17 protein-coding genes are annotated in these 19,026 nt (G+C 57.3%); 8 read left to right on the top strand and 9 right to left on the bottom strand.

Annotation, left to right across the window (positions count from 1 at the left end; translation table 11 throughout):
- Window positions 1-92 precede the first annotated feature (92 nt).
- The 4 genes from AC2FI9_RS04910 to AC2FI9_RS04895 all read left to right on the top strand — a co-directional run bounded on the left by AC2FI9_RS04910 (window position 93) and on the right by AC2FI9_RS04895 (window position 2,847).
- Window positions 93-311: a hypothetical protein gene (locus AC2FI9_RS04910; protein WP_496766183.1), complete on the top strand. Its 219-nt coding sequence runs from the start codon at window positions 93-95 to the stop codon at window positions 309-311.
- A 119-nt stretch (window positions 312-430) separates the two neighbouring features.
- Complete coding sequence (locus tag AC2FI9_RS04905) at window positions 431-1,258, top strand: ABC transporter substrate-binding protein (protein WP_496741130.1); 828 nt, start codon at window positions 431-433, stop codon at window positions 1,256-1,258.
- A 15-nt stretch (window positions 1,259-1,273) separates the two neighbouring features.
- Window positions 1,274-2,119 carry an amino acid ABC transporter permease gene (locus tag AC2FI9_RS04900; RefSeq protein WP_282170305.1) on the top strand — a complete coding sequence of 282 codons (846 nt, stop codon included), beginning with the start codon at window positions 1,274-1,276 and terminating at the stop codon, window positions 2,117-2,119.
- Window positions 2,116-2,847: an amino acid ABC transporter ATP-binding protein gene (locus AC2FI9_RS04895; protein ID WP_496766180.1), complete on the top strand. Its 732-nt coding sequence runs from the start codon at window positions 2,116-2,118 to the stop codon at window positions 2,845-2,847. The genes AC2FI9_RS04900 and AC2FI9_RS04895 overlap by 4 nt, the downstream gene beginning before the upstream one ends.
- 688 nt (window positions 2,848-3,535) lie before the next feature.
- Here the strand turns inward: AC2FI9_RS04895 and AC2FI9_RS04890 are convergent.
- From AC2FI9_RS04890 to AC2FI9_RS04880, 3 genes are read right to left on the bottom strand one after another with little or no spacing between them, the layout of a single operon-like run.
- Window positions 3,536-4,612, bottom strand: coding sequence for a helix-turn-helix domain-containing protein (locus tag AC2FI9_RS04890; protein WP_496766178.1), 1,077 nt, complete (start codon window positions 4,610-4,612; stop codon window positions 3,536-3,538).
- Window positions 4,613-4,671: 59 nt separating this feature from the next.
- Window positions 4,672-5,418: an anti-sigma factor gene (locus tag AC2FI9_RS04885; RefSeq protein WP_496741138.1), complete on the bottom strand. Its 747-nt coding sequence runs from the start codon at window positions 5,416-5,418 to the stop codon at window positions 4,672-4,674.
- Window positions 5,415-5,951, bottom strand: a complete 537-nt coding sequence (locus tag AC2FI9_RS04880) for an RNA polymerase sigma factor (RefSeq protein WP_496724944.1) — start codon at window positions 5,949-5,951, stop codon at window positions 5,415-5,417. The genes AC2FI9_RS04885 and AC2FI9_RS04880 overlap by 4 nt, the downstream gene beginning before the upstream one ends.
- A gap of 84 nt (window positions 5,952-6,035) precedes the next feature.
- Here AC2FI9_RS04880 and AC2FI9_RS04875 point away from each other — a divergent pair, with 84 nt between their 5' ends.
- Complete coding sequence (locus AC2FI9_RS04875) at window positions 6,036-6,980, top strand: c-type cytochrome (RefSeq protein ID WP_496766176.1); 945 nt, start codon at window positions 6,036-6,038, stop codon at window positions 6,978-6,980.
- An 87-nt stretch (window positions 6,981-7,067) separates the two neighbouring features.
- Window positions 7,068-8,090 carry an Ldh family oxidoreductase gene (locus AC2FI9_RS04870; RefSeq protein ID WP_496766173.1) on the top strand — a complete coding sequence of 341 codons (1,023 nt, stop codon included), beginning with the start codon at window positions 7,068-7,070 and terminating at the stop codon, window positions 8,088-8,090.
- Window positions 8,091-8,152: 62 nt separating this feature from the next.
- Here AC2FI9_RS04870 and AC2FI9_RS04865 read toward each other — a convergent pair whose 3' ends face one another.
- From AC2FI9_RS04865 to AC2FI9_RS04840, 6 genes are all read right to left on the bottom strand, one after another.
- Window positions 8,153-8,308, bottom strand: a complete 156-nt coding sequence (locus tag AC2FI9_RS04865) for a hypothetical protein (protein WP_496741144.1) — start codon at window positions 8,306-8,308, stop codon at window positions 8,153-8,155.
- Window positions 8,309-8,314: 6 nt separating this feature from the next.
- A complete protein-coding gene (locus tag AC2FI9_RS04860; protein WP_496766171.1) occupies window positions 8,315-9,331 on the bottom strand; it encodes an alpha/beta fold hydrolase in 1,017 nt (338 codons plus the stop codon).
- Window positions 9,332-9,347: 16 nt separating this feature from the next.
- Window positions 9,348-10,787 carry a glutamine synthetase family protein gene (locus AC2FI9_RS04855; protein ID WP_496724953.1) on the bottom strand — a complete coding sequence of 480 codons (1,440 nt, stop codon included), beginning with the start codon at window positions 10,785-10,787 and terminating at the stop codon, window positions 9,348-9,350.
- Window positions 10,788-10,889: 102 nt separating this feature from the next.
- Entirely contained in the window at window positions 10,890-11,288 is a 399-nt protein-coding gene (locus AC2FI9_RS04850; protein WP_108859955.1) for a cupin domain-containing protein, read from the bottom strand.
- Window positions 11,289-11,292: 4 nt separating this feature from the next.
- Window positions 11,293-11,727, bottom strand: coding sequence for a lactoylglutathione lyase (gloA, locus tag AC2FI9_RS04845; RefSeq protein ID WP_085823161.1), 435 nt, complete (start codon window positions 11,725-11,727; stop codon window positions 11,293-11,295).
- Between the two features lie 19 nt (window positions 11,728-11,746).
- Complete coding sequence (locus AC2FI9_RS04840) at window positions 11,747-12,838, bottom strand: aromatic ring-hydroxylating oxygenase subunit alpha (RefSeq protein ID WP_496766168.1); 1,092 nt, start codon at window positions 12,836-12,838, stop codon at window positions 11,747-11,749.
- A 481-nt stretch (window positions 12,839-13,319) separates the two neighbouring features.
- Here AC2FI9_RS04840 and AC2FI9_RS04835 point away from each other — a divergent pair, with 481 nt between their 5' ends.
- Together AC2FI9_RS04835 and AC2FI9_RS04830 are read left to right on the top strand one after the other, a co-directional pair.
- Complete coding sequence (locus tag AC2FI9_RS04835) at window positions 13,320-13,808, top strand: Lrp/AsnC family transcriptional regulator (protein WP_496766166.1); 489 nt, start codon at window positions 13,320-13,322, stop codon at window positions 13,806-13,808.
- A gap of 450 nt (window positions 13,809-14,258) precedes the next feature.
- A complete protein-coding gene (locus AC2FI9_RS04830) occupies window positions 14,259-19,010 on the top strand; it encodes a hypothetical protein (RefSeq protein ID WP_496766162.1) in 4,752 nt (1,583 codons plus the stop codon).
- The last annotated feature ends 16 nt before the right edge of the window (window positions 19,011-19,026 follow it).

Genomic DNA, 19,026 nt, shown 5'->3' with positions numbered 1-19,026 from the left:
TTTTCGTATGGAGCGAGGCGACTTGGTGTTTTCAATCGGTGACGCAAGTGTAGGCATCATGGATTTCAGTCAAGTTCGAGCGAAGCTGGTTGTTGCAACTGGCTGCCATTGACGGTCAAGGTGGTGTTGATATGGCAGGGAACCGTTTCGAGCAGGTGCTCCAGAAAAGCTCAAGCTTCCTTTGTGTTTACGATTTCCACCAGTTGACCCGCAGCAAAGACGCAGGTCCGGTCAATGGCCAAATGTTTGTAACAGATCTCTTAACGATACCGTTCGACCGGTTCCTGAGAAGATGTGCGATTGGCCGCTAAATTCATTGTACCGTCTCTCATTCCAATGAAAATTCCCCGCCATCACACCGTGGGATCAAACACCTAGACAAATCCCCCTGCGCATAAGAACCTGTGACCAAACAAAAACAGGGAGAAGATTGATGAAACTGATTGCTGGCCCAGCTCTGGCCTTACTTTTCTCAACAACCTCGGTGCTTGCTGCGGACGATGGGACCTGCGCCAAAGGCAAGACCCTAACAGAGGGCACCCTGACAATCGCAACAGGTAATCCGGCCTACTATCCTTGGGTAATGAATGACGCGCCCGATAGCGGCGAAGGATTTGAAGCTGCCGTTGCTTATGCCATCGCCGAAAAAATGGGCTTTGGCCAGGAAAATGTCACCTGGGTTCGCACAAGTTTTGACGAGGCGATTCAGCCCGGCGCAAAGAACTTTGATTTCAACATGCAGCAGTACTCGATCACGCCCGAGCGCGAAGAAATGGTTGATTTCAGCCTGCCATATTACACCTCGGCCATGGCGGTTTTGACAACCCAGAACGTTGTCGATTCCGGTGCAGAAGCGACGTTGGACGGCCTTAAGGATTTGAAGTGGGGCGCTGTGGCCACGACAACCGCGATCCCGATGCTGAACGACGTGATCCAGCCGTCTAGTGAACCGCTGCTTTACAACGACAATGCTGATGTGAATGCGGCCATCATGGCTGGCCAGATCGATGCCGCAATTTATGACCTGCCTACGGCACTCTATCTGTCGGCTGTCGTGGTCGAAAACGGTGCATTGCTTGGCCAGTTCCCTCCGGGGCAATCCGAAAGTCCTGATCAGTTCGGCCTTTTGATGGAAGAGGGCAACGCCTTGAAGGAATGCGTCAACGCGGCCATCACAGAATTGACCGAAAGCGGCGAGCTTGCCGCGATTGAAACCCAATGGCTGTCCGAGGCTACAGGTGTGCCGGTCATCGAGTAAATGGAAGAAACATCATTGCAAAAAGACTCGGTTGAGCACTCTGCCGCGACGCCAACGCGTCGCGAGGTTTATGAAGCTGAGGTACGGCGTCGCTCAAATCGCATCGCGCTGATTTCGGTGGTCAGCGTGGCTCTTGCCATCGTCGTCCTCGTCCCGCTCGCCCCAGGTTGGGAGGCCGTACAACGCTCGTTTTTCAACGGCCGGGTCTTCGCCGAGACGTTTCCCGGATTGCTCGAAGCCTTTCTGATGAACGTGATGATTTTTGCCTGGTCTGCACCGCTGATCGCGATCACGGGACTGGTTATCGCGCTGTGTCGGGACACGCGCGCACCTGCGCTTTTTCCCCTGCGGCTGTTCGGCATTGCATATACGGACATCTTCCGTGGCCTGCCAGTGGTTCTTGTAATCTACATTATTGGCTTTGGCGTGCCCGGGTTGGGCCTGCCGAGACCCTGGAACAGCCCCTACATTTGGGGCACGCTGGCGCTGGTTTTGGTCTATTCAGCCTATGTGGCCGAGGTGATCCGCTCGGGCATTGACTCGATCCATCAGTCGCAGCGATCCGCCGCGGCCTCGTTGGGGCTAAGTGATCAGGACACCATGCGCTATGTGGTCCTGCCGCAGGCCATACGAAACGTCGTTCCTGCCAATATGAACCTGTTCATCGCTTTGCAGAAGGACGTGGCGCTATTGTCCTTTATCGGCCCGGTTGAGATTTTCCGACAGGCTGGTGTTTACAAATCGCTCTATGCCAATTTTACGCCTTATGTGGGCGCAGCGCTTATCTTTCTTGCGCTGACCATACCAGCCACGCGGTATGCGGACTACCTTATGAATAAACAGAACAGGGCCCGTACATGACAGCAAAGTTATCCTTGCGAGGGGTGCGGAAACGGTTCGATGATCACGAGGTATGCAAGGGCATTGACCTGGACGTAGCTGAGGGCGAGATGGTGTGCCTGATTGGCGCCTCAGGCTCTGGCAAATCCACACTCTTGCGCTGCATGAACCTGCTCGAACCCATCGATGACGGCGAGATCTGGCTGGATGGAAAGGACATCTCTGAACCGGGGCTGGACCCACAGCCGGTGCGCCAACAGATCGGCATAGTCTTCCAAAGCTATAACCTCTTTCCCCACATGACAGCGGCAGAGAACGTAATGCTCGCGCCACGCCGTGTACGCGGGCTGAGCAGAGAAGACCTGCGCCCGCGGGTGACCCAGCTTTTCACACGCTTTGGGCTGGGTGAAAGGATGGAGCACTATCCAGACCAACTATCGGGCGGTCAGCAGCAGCGGGTGGCAATCATCCGTGCGCTGGCGATGGAGCCCCAGATCATGCTGTTTGACGAGATTACAAGCGCGCTGGATCCCGAGCTGGTAGGCGAGGTTCTGGACGTGCTGAGGGACCTGCGAAAGCAGGGTATGACCATGGTGCTTGCCACCCACGAAATGGGCTTTGCACGCGAGCTGGCGGACAAAGTGTGTTTCCTGGACGCCGGACGCATCCTGGAGCAAGGCCCGCCCGAGGTGCTCTTTTCCCAACCAAGCGAACCGCGCACCAAGGCATTCCTGTCGCGCGTGTTGTGATACCGCGGACATCGTGCAGCGTCACGCCTGGGGCCTATGTTAAACAATGTACCGGTATTCCAAACCGATGCTCATCTGCGTTTCCCACCCACGTCCAATTCGTAGGTTCTGCCAAGGCAGGCGGCTTAAATTACATGAATGAAAAGCCTATTTTGCGTGACACAATATCGACACGCTATCGATCAGCGTCAGCGGATTGTTAGCCAGTGCTTGCACTAGGATTTCACGTTCACCAGACAAGGCATAGTTTCGAGGCAGAGGCATGCACAGTGGAAACCGACCGACGCACGCCAGTCCTTCATTCTTGATTGTGGAACCAAATTCTCAGATTGGCAGCGTCTAAGTGACAGGATCGGCGCGGATGACTGGTTTTGCGACCCACAAGCGGCTTATCAAAATGCACCGTCGAAACCACTCACAATAGGCTACGAAAATAGCTTCGAAGGTCAAATGACCCGTCGGCGCTGAAAAATCGATACCTTGTCATCCCATCATTTCTAAGCCGTGCAAATGTTTCGGTTACGGAACATCTGCAGAAGTCTTCGAAAGCAACCCGATGGGAACACTGAACTGGATGACCCGACAAGATACGTCCGAGATCGCGCTTCAACGTGGGTTCACGTGAATTTATCTGAATGAATTGGGGTTTTCACCCTGCCGACCGGGCAATTCGCAGTTTGTTCAGCGGCTACAGTGCAGCTGTCCAGACCCGGTAACGCCCCTGCCCCGTTACCTCTCGGATCAAACCCCGGTTCATAAAACGGTCGATATTGCGTTGCACCGCAGCGCGCGAAGCCTGTGTCAGGTCCTCGGCCAGCGGTGCCGACACCATGGGCCATGCGGTCAGCGCGTCGATCAGGCGCGGTGGCGTGCGGCCGCTCAGGTCACTTGTCGCATCGCGGGCGCGCTGATCCCAGGCGCTGACCCGATCCAGGTGCAACAAAGCCGCTAATATCGACTGCCCTGCCCCCCTGATCCAGGCCGCGAGTTTTTCCTGCGGCTCACCAACCCCACGCAACGCCCCCGGACCCGACAACGCCAACGGCATGAAGATCGCCCCACCCCGCCCCATCGACGCAGCATGTCGGGCTGCAATGATCGCTGCCTCAGTGTCCTGACCAGGGCTTTCCGAAAGGGCGCGCCAAGCATGAAACCCGATGGCTGCCTGCGTGACGGGATGCAAGCCTTCCACATTCTGCATAATCTCAGCCAAATCGGCGACGGCCTCTGGCATGTCTTCGATGCCCTGTGCCATGCGATCAAGAAACGCGGTCAGGCCAGTCGCCCAGCCGCCCTCTGATGGCCCAGCCCCTGCAGTTAGTCGGCGCACAGCCCAGCCTGCCCGGAACATCGCCTGGACATCATCGCCGGTTGCGCCAATCCGTAATCCCACCCACAACGCAAGCCGGTCGACACCGATCCTATCCCCTGTCCACCAACCCAGATCAGACACATCCATCAGCGCCAGCCGGTGTCCCCACCCGGTCGGGCCTGCGCGCAAACGTTCGTCCAACGCCCCGAACGTGGCTGCCAGTTCGGCCAGTTCATAAGACAGCTCGGCCTGGGCCGCACGCCAGTCCCTTGGATCAAACAGCAGGCGGCGATCGACCACCGGACCGGGCGGCAGAAAAACATCCTGCGCCAGGTCCTCATCCGGGGGGAGGAACCAAAGATCATCATCCTCAGGCGGATCTGTGTCATAGATGCTGGGAGGACCAACCACATCGTCGTCTTCCGGGTCCGGCATCACAGGTTTCGTCGTCATGCCCGCTATATTTCGGACATTTCGTGCGGTTCACAAGACGTATTTCGCCCTGCCCCCGGTTAGCCGGCGAATGTTGTCGTCAGAATGTCCAGTTGCTGGTCAAGATCGGTCTGCTCGCTGCTGCCGATCAGCATATATCCATATCCATCCTGCGCCCATGTCGCAGTGGCAACACCACTTATCGCCGCAAGTTTGACATCCTTTGCTGGCGCGCCCTCACCCTGGCGGATCACACAAAACGCCAACGGCTGACCCTGATCATCCGCAAAGACAACCTGAATCAGAGGTTTCCCCTTAAAAGACAGAACCTGAGCGCGTTTCAATTCCAATCCAGGCAGCGTTTCAAGCGCATCCCGGTTAAGCGACCGGCCCAGCTGTGCCTCAGCCCGCGCAAACTGCGCATCAAGCGCAACCGGAGAATTGTCCAATGATGCAATCGTGTCCGGTGAATAAAGTGACTGGTAGATTGCCGCCTGTTCGGCCCACCCCATCGGCTCGGGGCGTGTGGCCCAGAACGTTGCGGACACGGCCACGACCGCCACTGACGCCGCAACTGCCATCAAGCGCCAGGGGCCGCCCGAGGTGCGGGCCGTACTGACCGGCATTGGTTGCGGCAATTCAATCTGTGGCGCGTCTGCAGGAATGTTTTCGAACACTGATTGAACCACAGGTGCCAGCAGGTCCAGTGTCATCAGGCGTTGTTCCAGCGCAAGATCGGTCTCGATCGCCGCTTCGATTGCGGCGGCCTCGGCTGCATCCGCATTGCCTTCCAGATACGCCTTCAGCGTCTCGTCGGAAAACTTCATTTGCCACTCCGTCGAACGGTGTCTGCCGCATCATGCTGCATCACGTTTTTCAGTTTCTGCCGGGCGTTAGACAACCGGCTCATAATAGTCCCTATCGGAACCTCCAGCAACGCGGCGGCCTCGCGGTAGCTATATCCCTCAACAAACACAAGCATGACTGTCTCCCGCTGCGCTTCTGGCAACTGCATCACTTGTGTAAACACCTCAGCGGCGAAAATATTCGTTTCTGAATCCGGTCCGACCGAAATTAATTCGGCTTCGGGCGTCACGGACAGCGCTTGGGCCTTGCGCACCGAGCGTGCGCGCACCTCGTTCAGCCAGATCGAGCGGCAGATCGTCATCAGCCAACTGTCCAACCGATCATGCGATGTGACCTGATGATGACGCTCCAACGCGCGCAAACACGTCGATTGCAAAAGATCATCTGCAACGTCCGACGCCCCCGATAGTGCAAGACCAAACCGCCAGACCCGCTTGGAATGCGTCTGGATTGCGCCGCGCACGGCCTGTTCGGAGTTAATTTCGGGACTCATCGAATAAATCGCGACCTGTGTGTGTTTGTCATTCACGGACCGGGCCCGCGAGGTCAGGACTGACATAACCCGAGGAGGAAAGAAATGAAACTTCTGTTGAAGGCAGTCACAATCGCGTCGGCAATTGTTGCAACCCCGGTTCTTGCGCAAACTTGGACGCTGGACCCTGAAGGCTCGCATCTGGCCTATGGTTCGATCAAAAAAGACACCGTGGGTGAGGTAAACTCTTTCACAGGTCTCTCCGGTCAGGTTGGACCCGACGGAAAAGCCGATATTGAAATTGACCTGTCATCGGTGGAAACCAATATCGACATTCGCAATGAACGTATGGTCGAATACGTGTTCCAAAAAGCGGGTACAGCATCACTGACGGCGCAGTTCGACATGGCAGATGTAACGGCCCTGAGCGTTGGCCAAACCACGATTGTCGATGTCGATGCGATGCTTTCGCTGGCAGGCACAGATGTAGCGTTTGATGCCGAGATGTTTGTGGCGCGCCTGTCTGAAACATCAGTCATGGTTTCAACAAATGACATGGTGTTCATCAGTACAGAAGATGCAGGCGTCGATGCGGGTGTGGATAAGTTGATGGAATTGGCCGACCTGCCCGGCATCACACGGACCGTACCCATTACAGCGCGTCTGATATTCAACCTGGACGAAAAGAAAGCCCAAGCCGAACCTGCCGCCACAGCCGTAACTGCTGCGGTTGCTATCGAAGGTGACGTCAAAGCAGGTAAGAAGGTGTTCCGCAAATGCAGCGCTTGCCACAAGTTGGACGAAAACCGCCATACGGTGGGCCCATCGCTTCACCGCATTATCGGCGCTACGGCGGGTCAGGCTGACGGATTTAAGTTCTCGGAACCTCTAAAGGGGTCGGGTATCGTATGGACAACCGACACCCTGACCGCCTTTCTAGCGGATCCCAAAGGCACAGTTCCGGGCAACAAGATGCAGTTTCGCGGCCTGAAAAAGGAATCCGATATCGTGAATGTGATCGCCTATTTGCAAGCCGAAGCACAGGGTTAAACCTGAACCAATCTAATAAAGCGGGTTCCCTTTACACGCATCGCCACGCTATCCCTTGTCTGACCTCAGACAAGGGAGACGCGCGGCATGAGCGACACGGTCAAACTGACACTGGACGAGATCCGGAACCTCAGCCTGTCCATCCTGACCAAGTCGGGGTTTGGCCCGGAACACGCGGCCGCAATTGCCGATGTATTGACGACCTGCCAGGTCGACGATTGCCAATCTCATGGGTTGTTCCGCCTGTTCATGTGCAATGACACCATGAAGACCGGCAAGATTGACGGGCATGTGGCCCCGGCTCTTGCGCCTTCGGATAATGCCATTGTTCGTGTCGATGCGCGCGGAGGCATGTCTTTGCTGGCTTTTCGCGAAGCATTGCCTGTGCTGATCGAAAAGACCCGCACCCACGGCATCGCTGCAATGGCAATCAACCGCTGTTTTCACTTCTCGGCCCTTTGGCCCGAAGTGGAAAGTCTGTCTTCAGAAGGTCTGGCCGCGATGGCGATGGTGCCCAGCCACAGCTGGGTCGCACCGGCTGGGGGCACTCGGGGTAGTTTGGGTACGAACCCCTTGGCATTTAGCTGGCCGCGTCTGGGAAAAGATCCATTCACGTTTGATTTTGCAACCAGCGCCTTTGCCCGCGGTGAGATTGAACTTTATCGCCGGGCGGGGAAACCCCTGCCCGAAGGCGTCGCCATAGACAAATATGGAAATCCGACCACTGATCCGCAGACCGCGATGGAGGGGGCGATGCTCACCTTCGGCAGTTACAAAGGCTCGGCCTTGTCGATCATGATCGAGCTGTTGGCCGGTCCGTTGATCGACGACCTGACCAGCCTGGAAAGCATGGAGTTTGCCGAGGGCCACGGCGGCGCGCCCTATCACGGCGAGATCATTCTGGCTTTTGACCCCGCCCAGTTCAGCGGTGGTCGTGCCGCAGCAAATGATGAGCGCGCCGAACGCTTGTTTGCCGACATCGTCGATCAGGGTGCGCGCTTGCCGTCGCAAAGACGTTTCGCGGCGCGCGCACGCAACACGTGCCGCGGTTACGTTGAGATCGCAAAAACCCTGCACGACGATTTGCTGGTTTTGGCCGAACAGGCTTAACAGCTTCGATCGCCTCTTTCCCTTGGTGGAGCGGCTGGCCAAGAAGTGCCTCCCAAATGAATTCAGGGGGCATCCTTGGACCGCATCGCCCGCACCATCGCCACCGAAATCAACGCCCGCCCTGAACAGGTCGATGCAGCGAATGACGGAAAATCGGGCTGCACCCTCAGCATCACGGTTGGCTGCTGGATATCGGCTGCGGTCCCCCGATTCTTCACCAAGCATTACTCTTCTAAAAGTTCACGAATATTGGCATCTAACTGAGCCGTGAAACCTTTGTCATTGCCTGGGTTGGCAGCGCAATGACCCCACGGGGAATTGTAAGGGCGGAAGACGGCGCGAGGTATGTGGTGGGCCTCAAATTCGTTATCCTCGGGAGGGAAATATAGATCCTGAGTACAGGGCATCAGAATGGCACGAGCCTTGATGGCACCTAGCGCCAGTTCAAAATCTTCATTGTAAAGCGGCCCGGCTGAGATGTCGCCTGCCTGCCATGTGGCAAGCTTGGCCAGCAGATTGTTTGCATCCCAGCCCTGCACATGGTCCTGTTCCCAATCCTGCATCAGCGCTTCAATCGATTGGAATCCCAGCTGCCGATATAGCCCCTCGCGATAGAAGGTCTGAGAGAAGGCCCAGCCTGCGTAAACCCGGCCAAAGGCTCTAAGCCCGGCCTCAGGTGGGCTGTCATAATTGCCGCCGCTCCAACTCTGATCCGCGCAAAGGGCGGCCTTGACCCCCTCGAGGAAGACGAAATTATGCGGTGAGGTTTTGGCTGAGGCGCAGAAAGGCAGGATCGCCTGCACTATGTCCGGGTATTGCGCCGCCCACTGGTAGGATTGGCAGCCCGCCATTGACCAGCCCGCGACAAGGGCGATTTTATCGATCCCCAGGTGATCATGGATCAACCGATGCTGGGCAGTGATGTTGTCCCACATCTGCACCAAGGGAAAACGCGGGCCGTCCTGCGGCGCAGGCGCATTCGATGGCGACGACGAACGACCATTGCCGAACAGGTTCGGGCTTACGATGAAATGGCGGCTTGGATCAATCGCGCGACCCGGGCCAAAGAACCCCTCGTTACGGGAATTTGTGCCTGTGTAAAACGTGGGCAGAACGATGACGTTGTCACGGGCGGCCGACAATGTGCCATAGGTCTGATAGGCAAGCCTGGCATCCTTCAATACCTCGCCCGACAAAAGTGGAAGGTCGCCAAGCTCGTATATCTCAAAGTCCGACACCATCTGGTCATCTCCTGCCTCAGTAGAGTCGCAAATATTCCTGCACTTCCCAATCGGTGACCGATTGGTGATACCGCTCCCACTCGTCGTTTTTGTATTCGAGATATGAATTACGCATCACCGGACCCATCACATGTTCCGCCATGGCATCGCCACGCAAGGCCTCGATCGCGTTAAACAGGGTCCGCGGCAATCGGCGGATTCCGAGCTCGGCGAGTTCAGCTTCGGTCTTTGAGTAGAGATCAAAATCCGTTGGTTCGCCCGGATCGGTCTTTTCTTTGATCCCCTTCACACTGCAGCTCAGATGCATCGCCATTGCCAGATAGACGTTCATGGTCATGTCGCAGGCACGGTTTTCGATGCAGTGACGGCTTTGCGGCAGGCGGAACTGGGCGGAGCGATTATTGAAGCCATATGTGATATTGGTCGGAGCCCAGGTGACGGTGCCGCCTTCAAAACCTCCAACGCGCGGCACCAACCCGTTATAGGAGTTCACGGTCGGACAGGTGATCGCCGTGATTGCTTCGGCATGCTGCATCAGCCCGCCTACGGCCCAGCGGCTCTCGTCGCTCCAGTTGCCATCGGGTGTCTCAAAAATGTTTTCGCCGGGGCGACTTTCATGCTGCATCGACATGTTGATATGCGCCCCGGACCGCCAGTCCCCCACAGTTGGCTTTGGCATGAAGGTCACAAACAGCCCATGCTGCTTGGCCACCTCTTTCAACGTGATGCGCAGAAAAGCCAACCGGTCGGACATTTCCAGCAGGTTGGTATAGTGGAAATCAAGCTCAAACTGGGAATATGCACCCTCGGCCACCACGTCATGCAGGTTCCAGCCTAATCCTTCGATGATGTCGATCAGGGTTTTTAGGAATGGCATCGAGTCTATCGAATACTCAACATCATAGCCAAATGCCTGACGACGCGGACGAAGCCCATCTGCAGGGTCATCGTCAAATGCCTTTACCGGCTGCCCGGCGTCGTCATATTTCATCACGATAAACTCGGGTTCTACCCCGGCGTAACCAGTGTACCCTTCCAGCGCCGCCTCGTGCATGGCGCGTTTCAGGGCCTGACGCGGGCAGACATTATAGGGTGCGTCTTCCCAGTAGAGATCCGAGAAGATGATCGCCATCGATGTGTCCCACGGACAGACGTAGACGGCATCGAGATCCGGAACCACCACCTGATCGCTGTCGGCGGGGCTTAGCTCGGGCACGTACGAAATCGAATGCACCGCGAATTGCGGGCCTTTTCCAAGGCATAGCGGTTCAAAATCACTCATTGGTACGGGTTTGGTTTTTGGAATACCGTGCAGGTCAATCCAGGCGGCCATCACGTATTTGACACCAGCCTCCTCCAGACGTTGCCGTACCTCTGCGATACGCGGGCGGTTACGCTCGACAGCGTCATGGAAAGTCTCGTAGTAGATGCGGGTGCTGGCATTATCTTTGGGCATTCGGCGTCCTCCCATCGAATGGCAATCAGATTTGGTTCACCGAGGGTGACCCCTCAGTGTTGGTGCTGGTTTCGGTTGTTCTGTCGCTCAGCGAAAAGGTGTTCAGCCGGGGACAAAATCGTCTGGGTCGATGCCCGGAACCTGCGTGATCCCGGCAAGCTGTTTCCAGTTGTGAGGGTAGGCGGCATAGAAGATCACGCATTTGCCGTCCGACTCGTAGGAAATGTGGTTGTCCTTGGGGACAAACAGCACGTCACCACGATTGCAAACATAGCTTTTGCCATCGCAAACAAGTCGGAACGTGCCCTCAAGGCAATAAATGATCTCGTCGCAGGTCAGATCCCAAGGCACCTTGATATTGTTCAGGACGTTGATGCCACCGCACATGGACTTGCTGAATTCGCTGGTGACCATCGGTTTGATGTAGGTGTCGCTGTCGCCCATCGAGTCGTAGCGATTTTGAACCAGATCGAATTTGAAAAGTTGAGGTGTGTCACCCATTTGGTCAGCCTTCCTGTGCCAGGTGTTTCAGTATGGATTCGTTCAATTCGACCTTGTAACCGTCAGGGTCCTCGCAAAAGGCGATGACCCTAGTGCCGTTTTTCATTGGCCCCGGTGGACGGGTGATGTTTACCCCCGCTGCAGCCAGCTGTTCGCACGCGGCATAAACATCCGGCGTTTCGATGCAGATGTGACCCCAGCCGTCGCCTTTGTCATAAGGCGTGCCCTGATCCCAATTGGCGGTCAGCTCCAGCGTGGGAAATTCGGCCTCAGGCCCATAACCGATAAAGGTATTGGTGAATTTGCCTTCGGGGTAGTCCGTGCGCCGCTGCACTTCCATACCCAGAATTCCGCAATAGAAATCCAGTGACTTCTCCATGTCGGTGACCCGCATCATCGTATGGGCCAGACGAAACCCTTTGGATATGGACTTATTCATCGATATTGTTCCTTCTTGCTTAAGCACCGGCCACATCACGCTCGATCAGATCCTGGAAGGCGCGCACGCTGTCCTCCCAGGCGGGCGACAACAGGCCTCCGTCCTCGGCGACTGGGGATTTGCGGCCCTCAAACATGCGCTCAACCATCTCGTGATCTTCCTTGTGGACATCCCACCAAAGGTTTCTGAGGGCTTGTATTTCCTCGGCGCTCAGTTCCTGGCCTTCCGTTGTGTAAAGAGCTCGGTACTGGCGCATTTTTCCGGCACCGATGGGCACGTTCAGATAGACGCCCAGTTGGTCCGGGAAATAGCGGCCCAGAATGAAATTGGGGTACAGGGTCAGATAGCGAGAGCTGACGCCCAGACTGCCGGATGTGCCCAACTCTTCGTTCAGGTCCACGGCGCTGCCGATGCAGTTGCCATCGATGAGCGTATAGTGGTTTTCCAACGGCTGATCGGTGGTTGAGGCATGGACAAACTGGACGTGGTAAGGCTCGATAAAGTTCTCCATGATCAGCTTCCAGTTGGTGCCAATCTCACCAAAGTCGAGCAGGCCAATTGGTTCCACTTTGGTGAAGTCCATCCCCTCCAGCCGGCTGATCAAAGGTGCGGCATAGTCTTCGAATTCCGGCGCGTTCCCATCAAGATTGACGAAAATCCAATCATGCCAGACATGGGTGCGCACGGGCTTCAGGCGGTGTGCTTTGATGTCAAACCCGTCGAACTCCTGCTTTCCGGTTCCGGCAAAATGCGGTGCAGCACGCAGGTGGCCATCCAGATCATAAGCCCAAGCGTGATAAGGGCATCGGATCAGCTTGCCGACGTTCTTAGGCTTGTCGACCAATGTCATGCACCGGTGCAGGCAAACGTTGTGAAAAACCTGGATGTCGCCATCACGACCGCGCACCGCCAGCAGTGGCAAGTCTGCGCAGGTGATTGGATGTGCATCACCGGGGTTGGCCATCTGATGGGCAAAGCCGATGAACACCCAGTTCTTGGCCAGGACAGTCTGGCATTCCCTCTGCCAGAACTCTTCGCTGCGATACGCCCCGGCAGTCAGCCCGTGCTGAGGCCCGCCAACGGCCTGCGCTCTTTCCTCGGCAATTGTCATTTGTCCTCCCTTCGACACTGCCACCTGCACCCGCCTGTTCAACGGTATGCGTATGGTTTCCACCGTTTCTCGCGGTCTTCCTACTTGCCGGCTCTGTTTCGCCGCGCCGGGACTTGAGGTTTTGACTGCGAATATCGAATTTCTCGTCCATTTTTTTCCGTTTTTCGCGACTAATTGGGATCTTGAGGCAAGAATCAGAAATAATCTGGTCAAAAAACGGCATAGTGGTGCGAATTTCGTATAGCGGGATCGTGTGGATTGCGAAAGGCGCAATTCCAACGGAATTTTACAGAAAATCTGGCAATCGACTCGCGTCACCGTCCTTAAAATCTAGGGTGTCGAGGGCAATGGATGTCGTTTTCTGCACTTCCCGCCACAGAATTCACAGGGGAGAATTGCGGATTTCGATGTCCTCACCTAGTCTCAGCTACGAATGCAGCAATCGAGCATCGGGTATATGGCAGTCAAAAAGCAATCAAACATGCGCGCCACCGCACAGAGCATTAGGTCCCCAAAGGATGACTTGAACCAACAGATCATCCGGCTACTGCAGCAAGATGGCCGGATGGCCTTTTCTGAGATTGCGCAGCAGTTGAATGTGTCCGAAGGAACCATCCGCAACAGGGTGAGCGGGTTGCGAGACAACAACATGTTGCGGATTGTTGCGATGTCGGATCCTGTGGCCACAGAGTACACAACCGACGCGATGATTGGGTTAAATGTGGCTGTTGGCGTGACACCACGCCAAGTGGCGGAACGGCTTGAAAAGAACCCAAGGGTAGTTTTCATCCTGTGGGTCGCGGGCCGTTATGACCTGATTATCGAACTCGTCAGCGACGACGGTGACGCACTAAAGGAATTTCTTGAACATGAAATCCACGCGAGTGACGATATTGCCAAGGCCGACGTCATGCCGGGGCTGCAAAATTTCAAGAACCAGTTCCTGCTGAAGCAGGGTGTGAGGGAATGACTAGGGAGCTGTCCACAGATGGAAATGCCGGCCACACATAGTTCTGCCTCCAGCGAATGAACTCATCCATTTTCGCAGCGCGCCCTTCATCCAGCATCTAAACCGATTTCATTGATCCTGACCTCGATTTGCCAAAATTGGCGCTGATTTGTAGATCAGACGCCGAAGACGACTGTTCCTGTTGATCTGCCACGTGGCGGTCGCGGATACCGTTCATCGCCACGATGCGAGCGCCGGATTTCGGAGCCCCCGCGAGATTGTTCGCACCCGAAAAAAGCGGATCGGTGAACCAAGCGGAAAGGCGACGACCGGAAAAAACCGCTGTCGCAAGTTCGTATCGAATCGCAAAATATGTTAGGATTTCTCATCAAGAACGCCGGTCTATTAACCTCAATTCTTCAACCAGTATTAGTTTATCGTCGCATCTCTCCACTTGTTCTTGGAGGTCATATGTTAGCCGATTCAACACTTTACAACTTTGCCGTAGAATTCTTGCGAAACCAGGACGAGCGGCCCAACACACCAGATACCGTTCCCGATTCCAATGCCCTGGACGTGCGGCGTGCAGCGCTGGCAGGGTCGAGCGAAGCCTTCGCTGCGGCGCTTTCAGGGGCTGCTCCGGCGGAAATCAGCGTAACCGAAGCTGAGGAAGCGGCTGCGGCCCTTCGAACACTTTACGTCGATAGCGCCCAGGATCGCGATACGCTTGCAAGTCTTGCAGAGCACGGGCTTTCTTGGGACCGGATCGACGGCGCGGAGAGAGTACTGCGCTCCGGCTCCGACCGCGTGGTGGCGGTGCGCCGGGTTCCGATCTTCAGTACGCAACTGAATGACGCTCTTCCGGCCTGGACCAGTGGCTTGGCGGCCGAAGCGGTCATCGGGCCAGTACGTGATGCTTTCGGTCGTGACATTTGGATCCATATTTTCCGGATCGTCCGCCAGGTCCGATTTGTCCGTGCCCCTGGCGGTGCCCCGTTCCTAAGCGTCCCGCACGTCCAGTTTGCCTCAGTGTTCCATTCCGCCGCACAAGTCGATCATGACCTCGCGGGCGGCAGCTTTTGGATGGCAACGAACCTATTTGCGACCGTGGCTGGCGACACCTACACTGGCATCCGGATCAAAGGCGGCTCGCTGTCTTTTTCTTCACCAATTGCGGTCAATGGCGACGAGGTCGTCGTCCCGACCAATGTCACCTGCAAGCTCGATATCTTGCTGGATCCGCCCGCGCGGGGCACTTCGGGCGTCCCATTGGACCACGCCGGCGCCGACGCGCGCGCCTCAATCTTCGATCCACCAGAAGCCCTGCAGATCGTCATTGGCCCTGGCGGCAATCAGATTGAAGCGACGGCAGACGCCACCATTGGTGCCTTCGGTGAAGAGGTGAAATTAACGCCTGCGCAATCCGCAGCACAGTACCTGCCGGAATTCAACCGCCTGTTGGTGCCAATGACCCCAACCGAAACGGAGTTCACGGTCACCGCCTCTGATGCCAAGGACTTTGCGATCGCGGGCGAGGCCCCGATCACCGGCGGTGGCCTTGCACTGCCGGCCGCGCGGATCGCCCCCGCGCTTTTGGGCGAGGCGGCGGGAGTCGGCGCATTGATGCTCCAGATCGACCCCGGACTTTCGGCTCAAATCTCTTCTGAAACCGCGCCCGGACAGCTTTGGCTAACCACTTTGATGGTCGATCAGGAGCGACTTGCACTCACCGCCCTGCAAGCCGAACAGGATGGCCACCGCACACTGATCGAGATTGGCGACGTGACACCTGCGTCACGCGCTGAAATCGGGCGTGCGACCCAAGGTTCGGTGCGTTACTTCGCCCAGACTGGCGGGCAGGAGGCCGTCCAGTATGTGGCCGATGTCAGCCTGCGCCCGGACCTTCCGCGCGATGTCGCAGGCGATCGTGTGCCGCTGCGTTTACTGGATGCGGTCGTCATCATCGCTCAGATTGGGGATATCGGCGCGCTCGCAATCTATGGTCGAAACCGCGGGGACCGGCGACGGTGCTTTCAGATAAAGAATGGTCTCCTGCGCACCAACGACCCGATCAACGCCCTTCTATACGGCTTTTTCGATGGCGAGCGCATAAACTCCGGCGCCCTTTGGGCAGGCTACAGGCTGGAGGGGATCGTACCTACACTGCCTGACCCTTATGCCGCCAACGTCGGTATCCGCGACACGTCCGAGAAACGGGGCGCTCAGCTTCTGATCAGCCGGTTCGCCGTCCAGCCAGGCAGCCGGACACTGGACTTTTTCCTCCCGGGCCCAGCGCCTGTAGCGGCCCCCAACGATGGCGACACCGGCGCATCCATGAACCTACTGTCGAACTCCGTTGCGGCTGTTGCCTCGGTCACCGACATCTCCATCGCCGCGCGTCCCAACACCGCCGCGGCCGCCGCTGATCCGAGTTGGGGGAAAGCGCTTGGCGATGCGCTAGACTTCGAATTTGTCCCTAAGATCACCCTTCTCGATGTCTCCAGTGGCGCGGGCCAGTTTGGTGTCGCGCTGCGCCCACCACGTGGCCCGCGCGATCCTATCGGAGTTTCCAGCACTGCACCGACGACTGCAGTTAACCAGGTCGTCGCCATTGAGGACCTGGCTTTCGAGGTGGATCCCAATTGGATGGTGCTGCTGACCCTTCCTGCGGTTCAATGGGAACCCGCGGTCGTCGTTCCGCCGGAGCCTGCGGACGCTATCGCCTTTCCCGAACGTGTGGTGTTTCTCAATTCCGGCGTCCCCGCGGTCATCGACCTGCCCGACGGGGACCGCGTACCATTCGCACCGGTGCCCGCCTATGACACGATCCTCGACCGGCTCCGCGGCGACACCCACCCGTCTAGCCGGGCGCGAGTCACCCTCCCCTTTGGAATGATTGCCTCCGCTCGATTGACGGCGCCGACCGATACCGAACGCGGTGTTCGGGTGCAGGAAACCCGCCCGGAGGCCCCTGATGACATGCAAGGCGCCCACCAGCTTTCGCTGCGCGCGCGGGACCGCACGCTCGCAGGTCGCCAGACCCCGGCCATGCCCGGCCATACGGTGCAACTTCCCGTTGCCGTGCCTGCGGATGTACCCGGTGCGCCAGTCAGTATCCTGGGAACCAGCGCGACGAGCATATTCAACTCTAGCCTTGGTGCTGGTTCACCCAGCACTGCGCTCGTCCCCGTCACGCGGCTCGACCTTTCGGGCTATGGCGAAAGCATCTTCAGCAAGTGGAACAACCCACTGAACGCCACAACTCAGGTCGAGAAGGTCGAACTGGACGTGCCCGTCGGACGCACCGCGCGGGAAGTCGTCACCGTCAAATCGGTTCTGGTTCCCTACGGCGTGCCTGTTGTGCGCACGATCACGCTTCAGCGTAAGGCAGACGCCATTGTCGGTCGCAGCGACACCGGCTGGGTTGCGGGCGGCGATGGCCTGTATGACTTCCCAGGTCTCGGCCTGATCACTCATCCCGGAGTCGTAAGCCGGATCACAAATGTCACCGAGATCGCCGAGACCGGCCAGATCGTCACCGCCAATGGGCAGGATTTCATGGCCGTCTACTTCCAAGGCGATCTGGTCATGGATGGCGCCGACGCTCCTGTACCGGTCAAACAGCACCTGGGCTACGTGCGCATTACCGCCGACCCGCCAGCCTTCGACGTCGCCACCTACACCGATCTGATCAATCAGGTCGGGCCGATGTGCGGCCCTGTCGAAGCGGTTTGTGCCGTCGCAGGCGGAGAGCAGAAGATGCGTATGAACCGCGTCGGCATTGCTGTGGCGGGAACCGAGTTCGCGATGACTGCATGGGGCAGCCTCGTCTTTCCCGGCGGCGAATGGTCTGTGCTCGAGACGCTCGACGCCAGCGGCGCCCCTTCGCCGGTGCCTGAGGATGAAGGCTTGCCGCTGATCCGGCGCGGCGCAGCCGGCCTGTCGACAGGAGAACCTTACCGCTTTGCCGACCCCGAGGATCTCTTCGCCGTCAACCCGGCCAAGGATTACGGCATCCTGCACTCCATGGGGATGCAGCGTGCCTTCTTTCGCCGACCCCGGATCGAGCCGACCGAACCCAATCGCATCGTCTCGACCGAACGCCCGATCATCGCCGATCCTTTCGTCCTCGCCGACTCGTTGTCCATGTTCCCCGAGCAGTCCGACTGCATCCCCTTCCCGAGTGCCAATTTCGCATTGGTGGCTGATGGCGGCAGCTTCCGCCTTGACGGTCCCGGCACTTTCAATGCGGGGATCGGGCGACGCACGACCGCGTCTGCCGGAAGCGTGCAAAGCGACGTTGATTACACCAACTCAGAGGTCACATACGAAGTTGACACCAGTCAGCCAACTCCATGGGAGTTCCGCCTAACCAACGCCACCCGCATCATGGCGCATACTGATATGGGCGATGTGATCACCACGGTTGCGCAGGTCAGCGCCCTTGGTGACCCCGACACCCGTTTCGAAGCGCCCGAACTCCGAATGGGCGGACCCGTACAGATCGTGCAGGACCTTCTGACAATCCTGCAGGAACTGGGTATCTCCGGCGAACCGGATGTCCGGATGGAGAATAAATGGAAATTCACGTTCGGAATGAAGGTTCCCTTCAAAACCAGTAGCGGTGCCGATCTTCAGATCCCGCCCTCACCGCTGCCGGGAGACATCATCTTTGCGGACACAGGCGTAGAAGTTCTGGTCACCTTGGCGAAGGAAAAGACCAAAGCGAAGTTCTCGCTGGGCGGCAAACCGATGTTCGCGATCAAGGCTGTTCCCGGCCTATACGCCGTTGCGATCATCAAGTTCTCACTCATCATGTCTGTGAAGGACGGCACGACCTTCGTGGTCACTATCGGCTTTGGGATTGCCTACATGAAAAAGGTCGGACCGGGCGACTTCCTCAAGCTTAAGGGTATGGTTGGGTTCACCTTCATCGCCATTATAGGTGAAACCGTAATGGGTTGGGGCGGAGGGATTCTGCTACAGGCCGAGGCAGCCATCAAACCAATCATATCCGTCGCCATCCGGTTCGAGGCAATGGGGGCCCGACTACTCGCGCAACCGGGCACCGGCAACGAGACCGTGTTCTTCGTCTCGAAAGTTACCGTATCGATCGACATCTCGGTCTTCCTGGTCTTGAGCTTTTCCGCCTCCTGGGACGCAAAGATGGTTGAAATCACGCGCGGCCCCCTCGGCAAAGAGGATGCTCCAGATGTGCTGTAATAACCAAAAGGGGAGG

This window comes from Ruegeria sp. CDSA246, assembly GCF_059611225.1.
The sequence above is the reverse complement of the archived record's forward strand: the minus strand, read 5'-3'. Positions and strand labels throughout refer to the sequence as shown.